The organism is Kitasatospora sp. NPDC047058, assembly GCF_040643935.1.
Lineage (GTDB): Bacteria > Actinomycetota > Actinomycetes > Streptomycetales > Streptomycetaceae > Kitasatospora.
This window is the reverse complement of sequence record NZ_JBEYVJ010000133.1, coordinates 1-19,341: the sequence shown is the minus strand read 5'-3', so window position 1 is coordinate 19,341 and position 19,341 is coordinate 1. Positions and strand designations below refer to the sequence as shown.

Below are 19,341 nucleotides of genomic sequence, written 5' to 3'. Positions count from 1 at the left end.
TCAGGCCGCGCGGGGTGGCCGCGGCGATGCCGAGGTTCACCTGGCCCTTGATGACGATCTCCTGGGCCGCCTCGTCCCACTGCGCGTTGATCCGGACCATGCTGGACCCGCGCGGGCCCTCCGGCCGAGGGCCAAAAGACCCTGCCTCCACGGCAAGGACGGGCGGCCGGGCGCGGGCCGTCCGCCCAGCTCAGGAGCGGCGCCCCGGAGTGCCGCCCCGGCAGGCGCGACGGTGCGCCCACGACCCGGAACATCCCGGCCGGCCGGGATGTGCGCCGCGCCCGGTGCGCCGGGCAGGGCGCGGTGCGCTCCACCGTTGGGGTGATCCCCGGCCGTCCAGCGCAACGCTCGCCGGACCGGCGCGTTTGCTATGGCGTGCGCCCCCGGCTGCCTGTGGCGCGCGCGGGGGTCCGCGCTGGTCGGGGCCCTCGGATTCCGCCTGTCGCGGCGGCCGCTCCGGTGCTCCCGCCGCGCCGGTCCAACTGGTGAGAGGTGATGTCATGCTCCTGACGAACGAGGTCCGCAGACCGGTCGCCGCACACGGAGGCACCCGCCGGCCGGCGGCCCCCGCGGCCGCTCCCCCGCTCGCACCCGGCGCCCTCCCCGGCCTCGGCCACGCCCCCGCGCTGCTACGCGACCCGCTGGGATTCCTCGGCTCGCTCTCCCGTCACGGCGGGGTGGTGCGGATCCGGCTCGGGCCGCGCACCGTCTGCGTGGTGACCGACGCCCGCCTGGTCCACACCCTGCTGGTGGCGCTCGCCCACGACTGTCCGCGCGGCGCCGTCCAGGACACCCTCAGGACGGCGTTCGGCGACGGGCTGCTGATGTCCGAGGGCCGGGCGCACCGCGACCGCCGCCGGATCGTCCAGCCCGCCTTCGGCCCGGACCGGATGGCCGGCTACCTCGCGGTGATGCACCAGGTCACCGAGGAACGGGCCGGACGCTGGCGGCCGGGCCAGGTCCTCGACGTCGCCAAGGAGATGAACCACCTCGCGCTGGAGATCGTCACCCGCGCCCTGTTCGACGCGCGGCTGAGCGAGGCCGCCACGCTCGCCTTCCACCGGGCGCTGCCCGACCTGGTCAAGGGCCAGATCGTCCAGTCGCTCTACCCGCACCCGGCGTTCGCCCGGCTGCCGCTGCCGGTCAATCGGCGCTTCGACGCGGCCGTGCGGGTGCTGAACCGGGTGGTCGACCAGGCCGTCGACGGGGCTCCCCGGCCGGGCGGTCCGGCCACGGTGTGGGACGCGGTTCCGGCCGGCGGCGTCGGTTCGCCGGCGGGCGGCTGTCCGTTCGGCGGCGCCGCGTCCGGCCCGCGGGCCACCGGCCAGGACGGCACGCTGCCCGGGCTGCTGCGCGCCGCCACCGACCCCGCCACCGGCCGGCCGCTCACCGAGGCGGACGTGCGCTCCGAGGCGATCACCATGTTCGGCGCGGGCACCGAGACCGTCTCCACCACGCTCACCTGGCTGATCGACGAACTGCTGCGGCACCCCCGGATGGAGGCCCGCGTCCTCGCGGAGCTGGACGAACACCTCCCGGCGGGCACCGTCCCCACCCCGGAGGCGCTCGCCCGGCTCACATACACGCGCTGCGTCATGCAGGAGGTGGTCCGGCTGCACGCGCCGAACGCCTTCCTGATGCGGACCGCGCGCGCGCCGGTCGAGCTCGGCCCGTACCGCATCCCGGCCGGCACCGAACTCCTCTACAGCTTCACCGCGCTGCACCGCGACCCGCTGCTCCACCCGGACCCGCTGCGCTTCCGCCCCGGCCGCTGGCGCGAGGGCGGCGCCGCGGCGGGCGCCGGGAGGGAGGCGTTCCTGCCGTTCGGGGCGGGCAAGCACAAGTGCATCGGCGAGGCCTTCGCCTGGGCGGAGCTGACGGTGGCCGCCGCCGCGATCCTGCGCCGCTGGCGGCCCACGGCCGTCCCGGGCGCCCGGGCCCGCGAGGTCGTCTGGACCACCGTCCAGGCCCAGGGCCTGCGCGTCCGGCTCACCCCGCGCGACGGCGGCCGGGCCGGCGCCACCGCCGCGACCACTGCCAGTGCCAGTGCCGCGCGGACCGCCGCCGTTCCCCGGCCCGGCCCACCTGCGCACCCGGTGCTGCCGTCCCCCGGGCCGGCCGGCCGCCGCGTTCCCGACGACCTGCACGGCGCCACCGCCCGGCACGCGGACTGGGCACTGCAGCACGGCCTGCTCACCCGCGTCGACCTGCCGCGCTACCAGGCCTACGCGCTCCCCGAGCTGATCGGCCACGCCTACCCCCGGGCCCACGGCGCCGAACTCGGCCTGCTGGTCGACGTCCTCGGCTGGTTCACCATCCTCGACGACCGCTTCGACGGCCCGCCCGGCCGTCACCCCGCCGAGGCCCGCGCCGTCGTCCACCCGCTGCTCGCCGTCCTGGCCGGGGACGCCCCGCCGCCCGCACCGGGCGACGCGCCACTGCTGCACTGCTGGCGGGAGCTGTGGCGGCGTCAGTGCCACGCCATGTCGCCCGCCTGGCGCGAGCGGGCCGCCGCCGAGTGGCGGGCCTGTCTGCAGACGTTCCTCGCCGAGTCCGCCCACCGGGCCGGCCGCACCTTCCCCGGCCTCCCCGAGACCGTGCGGCTCCGCCGCCACGCCAGCTGCCTCTACCCGTTCATGAACATACTGGAGCGGGTCCACGGCTTCGACGCCCCGGCCCGGCTGCACGCCGAGCCCGCGCTGCACCGGCTGCGCGCCCACACCGCCGACGCCGCGACGCTGATCAACGACCTCTACTCACTGGAGCGTGAGGAACGCCAGCCGGCCGCCGCCTTCAACACGGTGCTGACCCTGCAACGCGTCCGCGGCTGCACCCGCACCCAGGCCGCGGGGACCGTCCGGGCCCGGATCGCGCAGCTGCGGGAGGAGAGCGACACCCTGCGGCGGGGCCTGCTGCTCCGCCACCCGGCCGGACACTGGTACCTCAACGGCACGATGGAGCTGGTCGAAGGCGTCCAGGCCTGGACCAGCACCACCCGCCGGTACCTCGGCGCCGACGCCCGGCCGGACGACGCCCCGTCCGGTGGCGGTCGCACCGGTGGCAGCCGGCCCGGTGGCGGTCAGCGCGGAGCCGAGTGGCCCGGCGCCGAATGGCTCAGCGCCGACCGCCGAGGGTGAACAGCAGGATGACGAAGCCCGCGAAGAGGTGCGTGGCGAAGATGTAGATGCCCGCGCGGACCAGCATGGCCTTGCGCCTGCTGTTCTCGTCGCTGTTGCCGTCGGCCATGGCCGGGTTCTCCTTCGGTCGGGCGGTACTGCCGTCTGTCCCCCGGGCGGCGGAACCTGCCGGTGCCGCCGCCGGGTGCTCATTCCTCCGCCGGGCGCGCGGGGTAGGCCGCCGGAACGGCGCGGCTGCCGGGTGCGCGGAGCTCGGTGAGCAGCGCACCCTGGTCGGTGATCAGCTCGGTGAGGATGCGCCGGGCGGCGCGCAGCAGCTCGGCCACGTCCGGCGTGCTCAGCGCGTACACCACGGTGTTGCCCTCGCGGGTGGCCGTGACCAGCTGGGTGCGGCGGAGCACCGCGAGCTGCTGGGAGAGGTTCGACGGCTCGACCTCGATCTCGGCCAGCAGCTCGCGCACCGGCCGCGGCCCGTCCTGCAGCAGTTCCAGGACGCGGATGCGGACGGGGTGTCCGAGGGTACGGAAGAACTCCGCCTTGGCCTGGTACAGCGGGACCGGCATCGTCCGCCCTCTTCCTCGTGCTCGCTGGTGCGGGGTGCCCGGGTGGCCCGGCACGACCGGGGAGCATCATCCCCTGCGGATGAAGAGTTCTTCAAGTCGTCATCGAACCGGCCCCCGCCCGGGCTCCTCTTGAGCCATCCGGGAGGCGGTTCCGGAAACCCCCTTGCGCAATGGTCAAGAAACGTTGACCATTAGCGCATGCCTACCGATGATCTTCCCGAGACGTTCCACGTCACCACCGACGAGCAGCTCCGAGCCGTCTCCAACCTCACACGTCACCGGATCATGGCCGTGCTCCGCTTCGAGCCCGCGACGATCACGCAGATCGCCGAGCGCGTCGGCCTCGCCAAGGGGAGTTCCAGCTACCACGTGCGGCTGCTCGAACGGGCCGGCCTGGTGAAGGTGGTGCGGACGCGGAAGGTCCGGGGGGTCACCGAGCGGTACTACGCCATGGCCGCACGGGCGATCATGCTGCCGGAGCGCGGCGAGGGAGAGCCGGACGTGCTGATGCGCCATGCGGTGGCGGACCTGGAGGCGGCGCCGGTGGACGGCGAGCGGCACGTCCGGATGGCGCACCTGCGGCTCACCGAGGAGCAGTTCGCCGAACTGGGGGCACGGCTGCAGGCCCTGGCGGACGAGTACCGGGCACTGTCCGACCCGTCACTGCCGGACGCGTCCCTCGTCTTCGCCCTGTTCCACCCGGCCCGTCGCGGCCAGGCCGAGGGGGACGCCAAGTGATTTCGGACGTCCAGAAGTTGCCGACCGGGTTCGGACGGCTGTGGACCGCACAGACGGTCTCCTCGCTCGGTGACGGGGTGTCGCATGCCGCGCTGCCGCTGCTCGCCTTGACGCTGACGCAGGATCCGATGGCGCTCGCCGTCGTCACGGCCTCCGGCACGCTGCCGTGGCTGCTCTTCGGGGTGCTCGGCGGCGCACTGGTGGACCGCTGGGACCGTCGGCGCACGATGTGGATCACGGACGCGGCCCGTGCGGCGCTGCTCGCGATACCGGCGGCGGCGGCCGCGCTCGACGTGCTGAGCATTCCGCTGCTCGCGGCCCTCGCCTTCCTGCTCGGCCTCGGCGGACTCTTCTTCGACACGGCCGCCACGGCCTACCTGCCGGATCTGCTCGGCCGCGACCCCGCACTCCTGGAGCGCGCCAACTCCCGCCTGCGCGGCACCCAGACCGCCGCGTCCGGCTTCGCCGGCCCTCCCGCGGGCAGCACCCTGCTCGCGCTCGGACGGTCGGTCCCGCTGCTCGCCGACGCGGTGTCGTTCGCGGTCTCCGCCGTGCTCGTCCGGTCGCTGCCCGCCGCACCCGGGCCCGTACCGCAGGCCCGTGAGTCGCTGCTGCGGCAGGCGCGGGCCGGCGCCTCATACGTGTTCCGGGACCAGCTGCTGCTCGGACTCGCGCTGCGCCCGGCGGTCGGGAACATCGCCTTCCTCGCCGTGGAGACCGTCCTCGCCCTCTTCGCGCACGACCGGCTCGGCGTCGGCACCTTCGGCTTCGGCCTGCTCCTCACGGCGGAGGCCACCGGCGGCCTGCTCGGCGCGGGCATCGCCTCCTTCCTCCGCCGACGGCTCGGCACCGGCACCGCGCTGACCTGTACGGCCACCGTCGAGGGACTCGCCATCCTGAGCCTGGCCGCCGCCCCGAACCCGTACGTCGCCGGCCTCGCGCTCGCCGTCTGCGGAGCGGGCATGGGCGCCACGATGGTGCTCGGCCCCTCCCTCCGCCAGGCGATCGTCCCCGCCCACCTGATGGGCCGGGTCGCCTCCACCTCCCGCATGCTGGCCATGTGCGCCGCGCCGTTCGGCGCCTTCCTCGGCGGCTGGCTGGCCACCACCTACGACGTCCGCACCCCGCTCTACACCGCGGCCGGCCTGCTCCTCACGATGACCGCCGTCACGGCGACCATGACCAGCAACCGCCGGGTCGAGGCGGCACTGCGCGCCGCCGCCCCGGCCGGTGATCCGGCTCGCCCGGAATCCCGGGAGCCCGTTCTCGAGGGTGCCGTGTAGGTCTTCGTGAGGTCGTCGAGGCATGCCGGGCCGGCCGGCGCACGCCGGCCGGACGGCACCGGGCCCGGGAGTCCGCCAACTCCCGGGCCCGGCTTCGTGCGCTGACGCTATGTCAGCACGGCACCGCGACGTCCACGGTCACCGGCACCGGGCTCCACGGGAACTCGGCCACGCTGAAGCTGCCGTGGACGGTCGAGCCGCACGGCACCGTGCCGCCGACGCCGCGCACCTGCACCGTGCTGGCGGTGAACCGCGTGTACCCGTTCACCGTGCCGAGCGAGGCCCCGCCCACGACCTGGCCGGACAGGCCGGTCAGCAGCTCCCGCGTCGGCAGCGTGGTGCCCGGGCTCGGCGGGCCGGCCAGGCTGATCTGCCCGTAGAACTGGACGCTGTCACCGGTGATCTCGGCACACACCTTGGTCGACAGGCCGGCCTGCAGCCCGGAGGCACCACAGGTGACGGTGGTGGCCGTGGTGGTCGCGGTCGCCGCGCCCGCCTCGGCGGGAACGGCCAGCAGGGTCGCCGCGCCGGCGATGCCGGCGGCCAGCAGAGTCAGTCGGTTCATTTCGGTACTCCACATCTCTCGGTACATCACTGCTCTGGTACGTCACTTCACAACGTAGCCCCATGTGACATTTCACATGTGCCACTCCGCAACCCTTGCACACGATTCGAACACACCGCCGCCAAACCGACGATCAACCCATCAGACCGACCGGAAACAGCCTTCGATGGCTCGATCTCGGTGCTCAGTCGGGGGCGCGCGGCTCCATCCGCTGCGCGCTCCTCGTCACCTCCGCGCGCCCTCCCGGGATCCACGGCCTGGCGAATCGTTTCTGCGGTCTTGTGCTTGCCTTGCCTGAGCCTGACTTGACACCTGATCAGCCCAACGGGTGCGCATCAGTCTGGTATTCATCCCACGGAGAGCACGTCGGCCGCACCGGTCCCGCGCATGCCGTCGTGGACCAGAGCGAGGGGGAAACGCCCAACCATGGAGCGCGAACAGCTGGACGACCTCGTGGTCGTCGTCCCGGGCATCCTCGGCAGCCGGCTGGCCGTCGACGGCCGCGAGGTCTGGGGCCCCTCCCCCGGCGCCGTGTGGGACGGGATCCGCACCTTCGCCCGCTCGGTGACCGCCCTCCGGCTCCCCCGCGACATCGGCGACGACCACCCCGGCGACGGCGTCGAAGCGACCGGCCTCGTCCCCTCGCTGCACGCGCTCCCCGGGATCTGGCCGCTGGTCAACGGCTACGGCGACCTGTGCGCCTGGCTGGAACGCAACTTCAGCGTCCGCCGCGCACTGCCGGGCGCTCCGGCGGAAGTCCCGGTCAACCTGGTCGAGTTCGCGTACGACTGGCGCCTCTCCTGCCGCTACAACGCCCGGCGGCTCGCCGAGCGGGTGAACGAGGCGCTCGGTCGCTGGCAGGCCTCGTCACCGGAACGCGCCGACGCCCGGGTCCGGCTGATCTGCCACTCGATGGGCGGGCTGGTCGCCCGCTACTACGTCGAGTGCTGCGGTGGCGCCGAGGTCACCCGCCGGCTGATCACCCTGGGCACACCGCACCGCGGCTCGCTCGGCGCACTGGAGTCCCTGGTCAACGGGCACCGGCTCGGCCTCGGACCGGCCGGCGTCGACCTGACCCCGTTCGGCCGCAGCCTGCCGTCCACCCACCAGCTCATCCCCGACTACGCCTGCCTGGTCACCCCCGAGGGCCTCAAGCGCCCCGGCGAGATCAGCGGCGGACTCCCCGGCGTGGACGGCGGGTTGCTGGCGGAGGCCGAACGCTTCCACGCCGAGATCCGCACGGCGGCGCTGGCCCGGGTGGAACGGGACGGCCCCGGTGCCGAACGGCTCTGCCTGCCGGTGGTCGGCGTCCGCCAGCCCACCCCCACGACCGCCGTCCCCGAGGGCGAGCGGCTGCGGCTCCTCACCACCATCAACGGCAAGGAGGAGGGCGGCGACGGCCGCGTGCCCAGGTTCGCCGCCTACCCCGCCGAGGCGTCCCCGGGCGACCCGACCGCAACACGCTCGTCCTTCGCCAACCACGGTGCGATCAAGAACCACGCCGACGTGCGGGCCGTCCTCTTCGACTATCTGGCCCCCGCGCCGGGCGTCTACCGGGGCTCGACCGCCGCCTACCCCCTGAGCCTGCTCGCACCCGAGTACCTGGCGGACGGCGAGCCGCTGGAGCTGACGGTCAGGGTCGCCGGCAACCGCCCGGGGGCCGACGAGTTGTCCATCCAGACGTCGATCACGGGCGAGGACGGCCGGCAGGACTGGCGCCGCCTGCCCTACAACCGGCAGACCGGCTGCTACGAAGGCGCGTTCACCGACCTCCCCGCCGGCGCGTACGCCGTCGCCGTCCACGCGGCGGACGACAGCGCGGACACCGCCGTCACCGCCCTGACCCTCATCGGAGGCATCGCATGACCGACCACTCCACCGTCCCGGGCGCCTTCCTCGGCATCGTGTACGACACCTACGACGACACGCGGTGGAGGCCCCTCGTCGGCGCAGTGCAGCAGGTGGGGGACCTCGCCGAGGTGCTCGGCGGGTACGGCTTCCGGTCGGTGATCGTGCCGAATCCCGGGCAGGACGACGTGCGTACCGCTCTGCGGAGCTGGGCACGCGACTGGTCGGACGGGGGCAAGCACGGACCGGCGGTGGTCGCCTGGTCCGGCCACGGCGAGGTCGACGGCAGCGGGCTCCTGAAGCTGATCGCCCGGGACACCGCGGACCTAACCGACCTCGAGGGCTACTCCACCTCCGAGCAGGTGGCCAACCAGGCGGTGAAGAGCGGAGCAGATCAGATCCTGCTGCTGCTCGACACGTGCCACTCGGGCGCCGGCCTCATGGCCGCACTGAACCAGGCGTTCAAGACGTGGTCGCTTCGCCCCGCACCCGAGCCCCGCGCCCGCTGGCTGGGCGTACTCGCCGCCTGCCAGCCGCACGAGAAGGCGGCCGGCGCCCGCGGCGTCCTCCTGGAGACGGTGCTGCGGCTCCTCCGGGAGGGCCCGCGCCGTCGCTCGGACGCCCCGGGTGGCGACGCCGACGTGGACGGCCAGTACCGGCACGAGTGGAGCGTCCGGAACGAGGGCATCACCGGCCACACCCTGGCCCAGGCCGTGATCGCGGAGTGGCCCACCAGCGGACAGCGCCCCGCTCTGGTCAGCACCGAGCGGCCGCTCCCGATGTTCCACAACCCGCTGTTCAGCCCCCCGGGCTCCGAGGACCTGGTCGAACACCTGATCCTGGCCGCGCGCGGGATCGCCCGGACCGAGGAGGGCTGGCTCTTCACCGGGCGCCAGCGGGCCCTTGAGAAGATCACGGCCTGGATGGCCGAACGGCCCGCGGGGATGCTGCTGTTGACCGGCAGCGCCGGAGTCGGCAAGTCCGCCGTGGCCGGCCGGATCGCCGCCCTCTCCAACACGGTCCAGCGCGCCGACCTCATGGCCCACGCACCCCTCGCCGAGGGCGAACCGGACCCCGGCGAGGGCGTCGTGGACGTCGCCCTGCACCTGCGCGGCATGAACGTGCAGGATCTCGCCGAGTCCCTGGCGTACCCCCTCGGCCTTCCCGTGCCGAAGACTCCGGCTGCGCTGATCTCCGAGCTGGAGAAGCAGGAGAGGGCCGAGCACCGGCGTCGCCTCCTGGTGCTGGACGGCCTCGACGAGGCGGCGCCCGGGCAGGCCGGGCTGATCTCCGAACAGCTGCTGGTCCCCTTGAGCCGCCTCTGCACGGTCCTGCTCGCCTCGCGCGACCGCCCGTTCCAGCCGCACCAGCAGCAGTCCGGCGAGACCCTGGACGCCGCACTCAGCCGGATCATGCAGTCTTCGGTCCTGACAGTCGACCTCGACCAGGAACCGGACACGGTGGGCGACATCGCCGAGTACGTCGAGAAGCGGCTGATCGCCGACGGGCTACCGGACGCGACCGCGAGCGAGATCGCCCCGGTCCTGGCCGACCGAGCGGCCCGTGGGAGCGGCGGCTTCCTCTTCGCACGGATCGTCGCGTCCTCACTGGCCCACGCTCTGTCGGCCAACCCGGAGCGGCCCTGGCACGACCTGATCCCGTCCACCATCGCCGAGGCTCTGCGGAACGACCTTGCCGCTGGTGACGTTCGCCACCGGGACGGCGTTGCCCTACCGGACGCCGCCCAGGACCTGCTCACCGCGCTGGCCTGGGCGGCGGGCTACGGTATGCCCGCTCTCGGTGTCTGGGAGACGGCAGCCCAGGCCGTGAGCGAGGAAGGCACTGTGTACGGGCCGGACGACATCGACTGGCTGCTGAAGCACTACGGGCGCTACATCGTCGAGGACAGCGACGGCCCGCAGGCCGTCTACCGCCTCTACCACCGGGAGTTGGTCACCCACCTCCGGGGCGTCTCGGGGCCCGCCGCCGTGGACGGAACGCCGGCGGCGCTGGCGATCGTCGGGGCGTTCGTCGCCCTGCTGTTGGAACAGGCCGGTGAGGGGGGACAGCCGGAATTGGTCAACCCCTACGTGCGGCAGAGGATCGCCGCCCACGCCCTCAGCGCGGGCGGGCCCGGCGTGGCGGCGCTGCGGCAGCTCGTTGCGGCTGATCCCGGGAGTTACCTCCCCGACCTCGCCAGCGCCCTACACGACCTCGCCGCTTACCTGTCCGAGGTTGGGCGGCGCGACGAAGCCCTCGCCCCCGCCCAAGAAGCCGCCACCACCTACCGCAACCTCGCCAACACCAACCCCGACCACGTCCCCGACCTCGCTGGCAGCCTCAACAACCTCGCCACGTGTCTCGCCGCAGTCGGCCGCCGTGAGGAAGTCCTCGCCCCCGCCCAAGAAGCCGCCACCATCTACCGCGAGCTCGCCCGCGGCAGCTCCAACGCCCACCTCCCCAACCTCGCCATGGCACTCAACAACCTCGCCGCAGCATTGTCCGAGGTCGGCCGGAGCGAGGAAGCCCTCGCCCCCGCCCAGGAAGCCGCCATCACCTACCGCAACCTCGCCCGCGCCAACCCCAACGCCCACCTCCCCAACCTCGCCGCCACCCTCAACAATCTCGCCGCACACCTGTCCGCAGTCGGCCGGCGCGAGGAAGCCCTCGCCCCCGCCCAGGAAGCCGCCATCACCTACCGCAACCTCGCCAACACCAACCCCGACGCCCACCTCCCCAACCTCGCTGGCACCCTCAGCAACCTCGCCACACGACTCGCCGCAGTCGGCAGGCGCGACGAAGCCCTCGCCCCCGCCCAAGAAGCCGCCATCACCTACCGCAACCTCGCCCGCGCCAACCCCGACGCCCATCTCCCCGACCTGGCCGGCAGCCTCAGCACCCTCGCCACATGTCTCGCCGCAGTCGGCAGGCGCGACGAAGGCCTCGCCCCCGTCCAGGAAGCCGTACGAATCCGCCGCGACCTCGCCCACGCCAACCCCGACGCCCATCTCCCCGACCTGGCCATGGCACTCAACAACCTCGCCGCACGACTCGCCGGCGTCGGCAGGCGCGAGGAAGCCCTCGCCCCCGTCCAGGAAGCCGTACGAATTCGCCGCGACCTCGCCCGCGCCAACCCCGACGCCTACCTCCCCAACCTCGCCATGGCACTCAACAACCTCGCCGCAGCCCTGTCCGAGGGCGGCAGGCGCAACGAAGCCCTCGCCCCCGCCCAAGAGGCCGCCACCACCTACCGCGACCTCGCCCGCGCCAACCCCGACGCCTACCTCCCCGACCTCGCCATGGCACTCAACAACCTCGCCAACCACCTCTCCGAGGCCGGAAGGCGCGACGATGCCCTCGCCCCCGTCCAGGAAGCCGTACGAATCCGCCGCGACCTCGCCCGCGCCAACCCCGACGCCTACCTCCCCGACCTCGCCGGCAGCCTCAACAACCTCGCCGCGCACCTGTCCGCAGTCGGAAGGCACGACGAAGCCCTCGCCCCCGCCCAAGAAGCCGCCACCACCTACCGCAACCTCGCCCAGGCCAACCCCGACGCCTACCTCCCCAACCTCGCCGGCAGCCTCAACAACCTCGCGACATGCCTAGCCGAGGTCGGACTAACGGCCCAAGCGCTCCGGCTCTTCGATGACGTCATCGACGACTGGCGCGGTCAGCCGCGCATAGCAGCCAACATCGCCCACCGCCGGGCCGAGTTCCTGGTCCACCGAATCGGGATCGGCGAAGGCGTCGTGGCTCTGTGCGCATTGCTCCGCCCCACCCAGGAACTCGGCGCACGCGTGGCCTTCCAGGTCCGCCAACGGCTGCGGAGCATCGCCGCCGACGCGCCGGGACAGCGCGAGGTCATCACGGACCTGTGCGCCGAATCGAAAGCCTCGTCCTGGCTGGACATCACACCCGAGTCGCTGCAGCTGGCCGCAGACTGGATCAACACCGACACCTGGTCGGACTCCTACCGTTTCCTACTAGATCACCCCGAACTTCTCTACGACGACTCACACTTGGCACTTCAGGAGTTGACTCTCCTGTCACCATCCGCCGCTCGCCACGACCAATTCCTCGACCAAATGCGTGCGGGTGCTCCCGCGATGGCGGTCTACCGCCCGATGCTGCTGCAGGAGACGCTCGTCGAGTGGATCAAGGAAGGCGCGCGAGAGGAGGGCTGGACGCGGTCGACAGCATTCCTCACCGCCCACGCCCAGGATCTGCTGGCTCCCGACGCCGACGCAGCCCTCGCCGCCATGGCCGATGGACAACAGGGCCCGAATCCAGTGATCGCGACCCACCGGGCGATCCTCGCGCTGGCCACGTCCGACGGGATCGAACCCGCCTACCAGGCCCTCGCTAACCACCAGGCGCTCCACGCCCGGATCCAGCGGGCGCTGGAGATCGCCGACGGCCCGACCCTGGAGTGGCTCGCCGTACTGGAGGAGTTCGTCCTCAGCTCCTTCTGGACAGCAGCCGCACACTGGCTCGCCGCCCGCGCCCTCGCCCCCGCGGAAGCGGCACCTGCCAGCATCGAGCCCGACGACACGCCCGCTCCCCGCCCCACCCCCCTCGCCGCCCACATCGCGGCAACCGCAGCCCCCGCCGACGTCCTCGCCGCGGCTGCCGAGGCGAGGACCCCCACCCCCGGCGACCGCGACCGCGTCCTCGCCGAACTCGCCGCCCTCATCGGCGCGCGCCCCTCCCGGGCGGCAGCCCTGAGCACCGTCCTCCAGGCCGTCCTCGCCACCGACACCCAGGCAGCGAAGGGGTGACGACGCCACCACCGCCCGCCGTCGTCCTCATGCTGGCCGCCGTCGCTCCCCACCTCGGCGGCCCCAACACGGCCGACGAGCAGCGCCAGGTGAGCGACTCGATCCGGGCGTCCCGCTACCGTGACGGCCTGAAGCTGCAACCGGCCCAGGCCGTCCGGGGCGAGGACATCCTGGGGCTGGTGCTGGACCACGCTCCCACCGTGATCCACTTCTCCGGCCACGCGACCGTCGACGGGCTGCGGGTCCTGACCTCGGACGGCGGCGACGCCCCGATGGTCACCGCCGGGCTCGGCGAACTGCTGACCAGCGTAGGAAAGGCAGTCCGCCTCGCCGTGCTCAACGCCTGCGACAGCTCGGCGATCGCCGAGGAGCTCGCGCAGTGCGTCGGCTGCGCCATCGGCTACCAGGGCCGGGTGCGCGACGGGCTGGCCCAGGACTTCGCCCGCGACTTCTACCGGTGCATCGGGACCGGGCTGGCCGTCGGCCCGGCCCACCGGGCCGCCGCTGCCGTGGCCAAGCAGTACGGGGCGACGGACGCCGAGCTTCCCCGGCTGCACGCCCGCGCCGACGTCGACCCGGAGACGACGTATCTCCTGCACCCGGCCCACATGCCGCCGCTTCCCGGACCGGGCCGCCTGCCGAACGCCACCGCGTTCCTCGCCCGCCGGGCCGCGGCCAAGCCGTTCACCGTCCTCCTCACGGGGATCACGGACTCCGAGGACGGCCTGCGGTCACGCCTCAGCTCCGCCATCACGGACGTCGAGATCCAGTGGATCCAGATCGACCACCGGAGCAACGACATCTGAGATCCAAATGAGCTCCGCGGAGGCTGCCGAAGATCGGGATTTTCCTCCCCCGGACACCCCGCCGGGAGGAGGATGAGGCTGCCGGCCCGCGCAGACACGGGCGGCCCGACGCGGCATGCGAGGGGGATCCGATGTGGGAGACCATGGTGGGCGGCGGCCGTTGGGCGCTGGAGCTGGTGTGCATCAGCTACCTGATCATCGTCTACATCACCAGCCGCGGCCTGATCGCGGCGCCGCGCTACCGCCTGCTCCAGGGCCGGATCCTCGACTGCCGGGCACGGGCGGCGGTGCTCGCCGCCTCGGCCCCCGACGACGCGGTCCGCACGGCTACGCTGTCGGCGGTCGTCGGCCGGCTGGACGATCTGGAGCGCAGCGGCACGGTGGTGTGGCGGCTGACGGCCAAGAGCGGGGCGATCGGGATCCCGCTCTCCAAGGCGGCCGCCGCCTGGCGGGTGCTGCACAACGCCGAGCGCCAACTCCTGCAACTCGAAGGGCCGGAGGAGATCGCGGCCCGGCGTGAGGCCCTCCGCCTCCGCCTGGAGGGCGCACCTCTCCCGGGGCGGCCGGAGCTCGGCACCGAGCTGGCCTCGCCGGAGCGCAGTGACGCGCAGGCGCGGGCGCTGCTGCTGGCCGTCACCGAGCAGCTGCACGACCAGGAGGACGCCGACTACGAGCGGGAGTACGAGCAGCAGCGGATCGCGCTCTGGCTGACGCTGACCGGGCTGGGGATGGTGCTGCTGATCGGGTTGGTGCTGGACCACCGGCTCACCATGCTGGTCGGCGGCCTGGGCGGGTTCCTGTCCCCGCTGATCGGTGTGATGCGGGCGCAACGCCCGTCCTCCTGGGGCGTGTTGGTGCTGGCACCGGTCGGCGGAGCGCTGGCCGCGCCGGGCGGTCTGCTGCTGGTCCGGATGCTCGCCGATCCCGAACTCAACCTGCTCGGCCAGGTGTTCCTCCACAACTCGTGGGATGCGCCGGGGCAGCCGATCGCGCTGGCCATCGCCCTGCTCTTCGGCTTCTCCGGCACGCTGTTCTCGCGCCTCGCCCTCGCGGCGACCGGCCAGTTGGTGCCTGCCGGGAACCGGGCGTCCGCCCAGCGCCCGGCCGTCACCGGCAGCCGGGTGCTGCCGTGACCCCGATGCCGTGACCCCCGGTGGCCGCCGGCCCACCCGAACGGCCGCGGCACCGTGTCCCCGCACCGGCCGGCCGCGTTGGGAGGCCGTGAAGCGTCTGCTCGCCGTTGCCGCCGTCCTGGCCGCCGTCCTGGCCGCCGTCCTCACCGTGACCGCCGCCGCCCCGCCCGCCTCGTTGCTCGGTGCCGAGGTCCGCCGGCTGCCCACCGGGGAACGGGTCGTGGCGATCACCTTCAACGCCGCCTGGGACGAGACCGGCCTGGACGCCGTCCTCGCCGAGCTGCGGGACCGCGGTGCGCCGGCGACCTTCTTCCCCACCGGGCAGTTCGCCGAGCAGCACCCGGCCGCCGTCCGTGCGATGGCCGCCGCGGGGCACGGGCTCGGCAACCACTCCTACAGCCACCCGTACTTCACCGACCTGACCACCCGACAGGCCCGTGACGAGGTGCTGCGTGCCGACGCGGCGATCCGCCGGGCCGGGGGCACCGAACCGCTGCCCTTCTTCCGCTTCCCCTACAGCGAGACCACGCCGCAGCGGATCGCCGAGGTGAACGCCCTCGGCTTCGCCGACCTCGAGTTCACCGCCGACACCAACGGCTACCTCGGCCCGGCCGGGGGCATGACCGCCGCCAAGGCGGTCGACCGCGCCCTCGCCGCCCTCACCCCCGGTGCCGTCCTCCAGCTCCACGTCGGCACCTCCGACGAGAGCCCGGACCGTTCCTGCCTCGACGCCGAGGCCCTGCCCCTGATCATCGACGCCGTCCGCGAGCGCGGCTACCGCATCCTCGACCTGCGCGAGCTGCTCGCCGGCTGACCGAGCGACAGCAGCGGCTCAGCGGGGATCGTGCAGGCTCCGGCCGGCGTCGAACCGGAAGCCCAGGGCGTGGACCAGGTCGACGACCAGGTCCTCGGCGAACGGGTCGGACTCCGCCTCCAGGACTGCCCGCACGGCCGCCCGGTCCGGCCGCAGCCCCGCCTCCTCCGCCCAGGCGACGGCGTGATCGGTGACCTCGTCGGGTTCGCCGATCCACCGCTCGGGGACGTCGTAGTCACGCGCCGTCTCCGGCGAGAGCACGCAGTGCCAGACCGGGCCGCCCGGGCTGACGGCCCGTACGCCGGCGAAGTCGCTGTCCTGGACGTGCAGGACGAGCACCGGGGCGGCCGTCTCGGTCACGATCGAGTCGTCCGGCTCGGCGATCGGGGACAGTTGCAGGATCTGCCAGGGGCCGTCCCCGGCCGACCAGCAGGGCGAGGCGTCGACCGCCCGCAGTGCCGACAACTCGGTCAGCGGGCGATCGGCCCGTGCCACCAGGAAAGTTCCGGAGAAACCCATGGCCCGGACGGTATCCCCCGCCACCGACACGACCGGGACCGCCCGGCACACGAGCCCGGCCCACGAGCCCGGCCTACGAGCCGCCGGGGTAGGCGCCCAGGGGCGCGCCGAGGGAGGCGCGGAGGGTGTCGATCCGGGTGACCGCCTCCAGGAACTCGGCGCGGGAGAGGTGGCCGGAGTCGAGGGCGATGGCGAGCGCGTCGGCGGCGGCCTCGCCCTGCTGGACGTCGCGGCCCGAGCAGAGCAGCAGGTCCATGCCGGCCTCGGCGGCGGCGAGGGCCCGGGCGGGGGTGTCGCCGTAGGAGTCGAGGGCGCCGGCCTCGATGGCGTCGGTGATGGTGACGCCGTCGAAGCCGAGGCGGTCACGGAGTTCGCCCTGGACGACGGTGCGGGAGAGCCCGGCCGGGTGGGCCGCGTCGAGGGCGGGGTAGACGGCCCAGGAGGTCATCACCAGGCGGACGCCGGCGGCGATGGCGGCGTGGTAGGGGGCCTCCCCGCGGGAGCGGAGCTCGTCGAGCCCGACGGAGAGGGTGACGGGGCCTTCGTCGGTGTTCTTGTCGCGGGCGGCGGCGCCGAGGCCGGGGAAGTGCTTGGCGGTGGCGGCGACGCCGAGGGTCTGCTGGGCGGTGACGAAGGCTGCGCCCAACTCGGCCACCACGGTGGGGTCCTGGCTGTAGGAACGCTCGGAGTGGTCGATGAAGTTGTCGGGCGTGTCGTACACGTCGAGGACCGGGGCGAGGTTGGTGTTCAGGCCGGCCGCGGCGAGGTTGCGGCCGGCGCCGGCACCGGAGTCGGCCGCCGCGGTGACCGGGTGCACCGCCAGCCCGGTGTTGCGGGCGGAGAGGACGGGCTCGCCGGTGAGCCGGCGGACCTTGCCGCCCTCCTGGTCGGTCATCAGCAGCAGCGGGCGGGCGCCCGGCGCCTCGGCGGCGGCCTGTCGCATCTTCTCGACCGCGTCGTGGAGCTGGGCCGGCGGGGCGGTGTTCTCGCCGAACAGGATGACCCCGGCCGCCCGGCCCTCGCGGATGATCCGGAGCAGGTCGGGCGGCGGGGTGGGGCCGTGGTAGGAGTAGACGATCCGTCGGCCGGCGAGCAGGCGGGAGTCCTCGGTCGGCATGGGCTTCTTCCTCTCGGCGGTGGACGGCGGCCGGTGGGACCCGCGCGCCGCGCCGTGCGGCGGCGGGGTCAGGGCGGTCAGCAGCAGCGTCAGCACCGCGACGTGGACGGTCCGCCGGAGCGACGGCATCGGGCCTCCCGGGTGGGGGGAACGGGTACGGGCGGTACGGACGGTACGGGCTGCACGGGTGTGCAGGCTGGCCGGGCACCCGGGTCCGGGCTCACGGCCGCACGGGCTCACGGGCTCGGACTCACGGGCTCGGACTCACGGGGCGGCGTCAGCGTAACGGGGCCGGACGGACCGCAGCCCCTCCAACGCGCCCGCCGTCACCCCATTCGCCGCACCAGCCGGCCCAGGACAGCGACGCCCTCCTCGATCTCCCCGGGCGCCCCGGCCGCGTAGCCGAGCACCAGCCCGGGCGGCTGCGGCAGCCGGGCGTGCCAGGAGAGCGGCTGCACCTTGACGCCGTGCGCGAGCGCGGCCGTGGCGAGCTCGGTGTCGGAGCAGTCCAGGCCGGCCGGGAGGGTGACCGTCAGGTGCAGTCCGGCCGCCGCGCCGTGCACGACGGCGCCCGGCAGGTGGGTGCCGATCGCGGCGATCATCGCGTCGCGACGGCGCCGGTGGCGCGGGCGCAGCAGGCGCAGGTGGCGTTCCAGGTCGCCGTTCTCCATCAGCCGGGCGAGGACCAGTTGCGGCAGGGCGGCGTTGCCGAGGTCGGTGTAGCGCTTGGCCGCGAGGACGGCCTCGCGGTGGCGCGGCGGTACGAGCAGCCAGCCGGTGCGCAGGGCGGGCGCGAGCAGTTTGGAGACGCTGCCGGTGTAGCAGACCTGCTCGGGGCGGACGCCGCGGAGGGCGGGGACGGGGGCGCGGTCGTAGCGGTGTTCGGCGTCGTAGTCGTCCTCGATGACGAGGCCGCCCTCGCCGGCCCAGCGGAGCAGTTCGCGGCGCCGTTCGCCGCCGAGCACGACGCCGGTCGGGAACTGGTGGGCGGGGGTGAGCAGGACGGCGGGGGCGCCGGTGGCGCGCAGGGCGTCGACCCGGATGCCGTCGGCGTCGACCGGGACGGGCGGGGTGGCGGTGAGCCAGTGGCCGAGGTGCTGGCGGGTGCCGAGCGAGCCGGGGTCCTCGACGGCGACCTCGGTGATGCCCTGTCCGGCGAACACCTGGCCGAGCAGGGTGAGGGCCTGGGCGGCGCCGGCGACGATCAGCACCTCGTCGGGGTCGGCGCGGATGCCCCGGTTGCGGGCGAGCCAGTGGGCGACGGCGCGCCGCAGTTCGGGGGTGCCGCGGGGGTCGCCGTAGCCGAAGCCGTGGGCGGGGAGCGCGTCGAGGACGGCGCGTTCGGCGCGGAGCCAGGCGGCCCGGGGGAAGGCGGCGAGGTCGGGGACGCCGGGCCCGAGGTCGATCCGGGCGGGGGCGGCGCGCAGCGCGTCGAAGCTGGCGGGGACGGGCGCGGCGTCGAACAGGGCGGGTGCCGCGGCGGGCGGTCCGACGGGCGGGGGCGGCGGTGCGGGGGTGGCGACGACGACGGTGCCGCCCCTGCCCCGGCCGGCGATCTGGCCCTCCTCGGTGAGGCGCCGGTAGGCGTCGGTGACGACTCCTCGGGAGACGCCCAGCTCGGCGGCGAGCACCCGGGTGGCGGGCAGCCGGCTGTCGGTGGGGAGGCGGCCGTCCGCGATCGCCCGGCGCAGCTGCCGGGCCAGCCAGTCGGCGAGCCCGCCGGGCGGGGCGTCGGCGGTGTCGAGCTGGAGGAAGTCGGCGCTCGCGGTTTTGGACCTGTTGACAGCCGCCGCTTTGGACCTGTTCACCGGTCCATTGTGGGGGCCAGGGTGGGGTCATGACCACGGAGACGACCACACGGACGACCGATGCCGGCTACGTGCACGGCTACTCGACGACCGAGGCGCAGCGCCTCGGCGACCAGGCGAACACCCTCGCGGAACTGCTGCACGGGGGCACGGCGTACCCGGCGGGCAGCCGGGTGCTGGAGGCGGGCTGCGGCGTCGGGGCGCAGACGGTGCACCAGAGCGCAAGAGCGGC

14 protein-coding genes and 2 pseudogenes are annotated in these 19,341 nt (G+C 74.0%); 9 read left to right on the top strand and 7 right to left on the bottom strand.

Annotation, left to right across the window (positions count from 1 at the left end; genetic code table 11):
- Window positions 1-91 (bottom strand): annotated as a pseudogene (locus ABZ885_RS20690) (2-oxo acid dehydrogenase subunit E2); the annotation flags it as partial.
- 409 nt (window positions 92-500) lie between these two features.
- Here ABZ885_RS20690 and ABZ885_RS20685 point away from each other — a divergent pair.
- A complete protein-coding gene (locus tag ABZ885_RS20685; protein WP_360190412.1) occupies window positions 501-3,137 on the top strand; it encodes a cytochrome P450 in 2,637 nt (878 codons plus the stop codon).
- On the opposite strand, the gene ABZ885_RS20680 is transcribed toward ABZ885_RS20685, so the two are convergent.
- Window positions 3,115-3,246 (bottom strand): DUF6126 family protein, encoded by a 132-nt coding sequence (locus tag ABZ885_RS20680; protein ID WP_360190409.1) that lies wholly within the window; start codon window positions 3,244-3,246, stop codon window positions 3,115-3,117. The two genes, ABZ885_RS20685 and ABZ885_RS20680, sit on opposite strands and share 23 nt — an antisense overlap.
- A 79-nt stretch (window positions 3,247-3,325) precedes the next feature.
- The gene (locus ABZ885_RS20675; RefSeq protein WP_360190406.1) at window positions 3,326-3,700 is read right to left on the bottom strand and encodes a metalloregulator ArsR/SmtB family transcription factor; all 375 of its coding nucleotides are present in this window, start codon (window positions 3,698-3,700) and stop codon (window positions 3,326-3,328) included.
- A 198-nt stretch (window positions 3,701-3,898) separates the two neighbouring features.
- On the opposite strand from ABZ885_RS20675, the gene ABZ885_RS20670 reads away from it, so the two are divergent.
- Both ABZ885_RS20670 and ABZ885_RS20665 read left to right on the top strand, forming a co-directional pair.
- Entirely contained in the window at window positions 3,899-4,438 is a 540-nt protein-coding gene (locus ABZ885_RS20670; protein WP_360190403.1) for a helix-turn-helix domain-containing protein, read from the top strand.
- Window positions 4,435-5,721, top strand: coding sequence for an MFS transporter (locus tag ABZ885_RS20665; protein ID WP_360190400.1), 1,287 nt, complete (start codon window positions 4,435-4,437; stop codon window positions 5,719-5,721). The genes ABZ885_RS20670 and ABZ885_RS20665 overlap by 4 nt, the downstream gene beginning before the upstream one ends.
- A gap of 112 nt (window positions 5,722-5,833) precedes the next feature.
- Here ABZ885_RS20665 and ABZ885_RS20660 read toward each other — a convergent pair whose 3' ends face one another.
- Window positions 5,834-6,286: a hypothetical protein gene (locus ABZ885_RS20660; protein ID WP_360190398.1), complete on the bottom strand. Its 453-nt coding sequence runs from the start codon at window positions 6,284-6,286 to the stop codon at window positions 5,834-5,836.
- 426 nt (window positions 6,287-6,712) lie between these two features.
- On the opposite strand from ABZ885_RS20660, the gene ABZ885_RS20655 reads away from it, so the two are divergent.
- The 5 genes from ABZ885_RS20655 (at window position 6,713) to ABZ885_RS20635 (ending at window position 15,665) form a co-directional block, all read left to right on the top strand.
- On the top strand, window positions 6,713-8,152 hold the full coding sequence (locus ABZ885_RS20655; protein ID WP_360190395.1) for a hypothetical protein: 1,440 nt from the start codon (window positions 6,713-6,715) through the stop codon (window positions 8,150-8,152).
- A complete protein-coding gene (locus ABZ885_RS20650; protein ID WP_360190392.1) occupies window positions 8,149-12,912 on the top strand; it encodes a tetratricopeptide repeat protein in 4,764 nt (1,587 codons plus the stop codon). The genes ABZ885_RS20655 and ABZ885_RS20650 overlap by 4 nt, the downstream gene beginning before the upstream one ends.
- The gene (locus ABZ885_RS20645; protein WP_360190389.1) at window positions 12,909-13,718 is read left to right on the top strand and encodes a hypothetical protein; all 810 of its coding nucleotides are present in this window, start codon (window positions 12,909-12,911) and stop codon (window positions 13,716-13,718) included. Before ABZ885_RS20650 ends, ABZ885_RS20645 begins: the two co-directional genes overlap by 4 nt.
- Before the next feature lie 131 nt (window positions 13,719-13,849).
- Window positions 13,850-14,851, top strand: a complete 1,002-nt coding sequence (locus ABZ885_RS20640) for a hypothetical protein (protein ID WP_360190386.1) — start codon at window positions 13,850-13,852, stop codon at window positions 14,849-14,851.
- Window positions 14,852-14,939: 88 nt separating this feature from the next.
- Window positions 14,940-15,665, top strand: a complete 726-nt coding sequence (locus ABZ885_RS20635) for a polysaccharide deacetylase family protein (RefSeq protein WP_360190383.1) — start codon at window positions 14,940-14,942, stop codon at window positions 15,663-15,665.
- 18 nt (window positions 15,666-15,683) lie between these two features.
- Here ABZ885_RS20635 and ABZ885_RS20630 read toward each other — a convergent pair whose 3' ends face one another.
- The 3 genes from ABZ885_RS20630 to ABZ885_RS20620 all read right to left on the bottom strand — a co-directional run bounded on the left by ABZ885_RS20630 (window position 15,684) and on the right by ABZ885_RS20620 (window position 19,109).
- The gene (locus tag ABZ885_RS20630; RefSeq protein WP_360190380.1) at window positions 15,684-16,184 is read right to left on the bottom strand and encodes a hypothetical protein; all 501 of its coding nucleotides are present in this window, start codon (window positions 16,182-16,184) and stop codon (window positions 15,684-15,686) included.
- 73 nt (window positions 16,185-16,257) lie between these two features.
- Window positions 16,258-17,430, bottom strand: coding sequence for a glycoside hydrolase family 3 N-terminal domain-containing protein (locus ABZ885_RS20625; RefSeq protein ID WP_360190377.1), 1,173 nt, complete (start codon window positions 17,428-17,430; stop codon window positions 16,258-16,260).
- A 197-nt stretch (window positions 17,431-17,627) separates the two neighbouring features.
- Window positions 17,628-19,109: a PLP-dependent aminotransferase family protein gene (locus ABZ885_RS20620; RefSeq protein ID WP_360190375.1), complete on the bottom strand. Its 1,482-nt coding sequence runs from the start codon at window positions 19,107-19,109 to the stop codon at window positions 17,628-17,630.
- Between the two features lie 29 nt (window positions 19,110-19,138).
- Here ABZ885_RS20620 and ABZ885_RS20615 point away from each other — a divergent pair.
- A pseudogene (locus ABZ885_RS20615) lies at window positions 19,139-19,341 on the top strand (methyltransferase type 11); the annotation flags it as partial.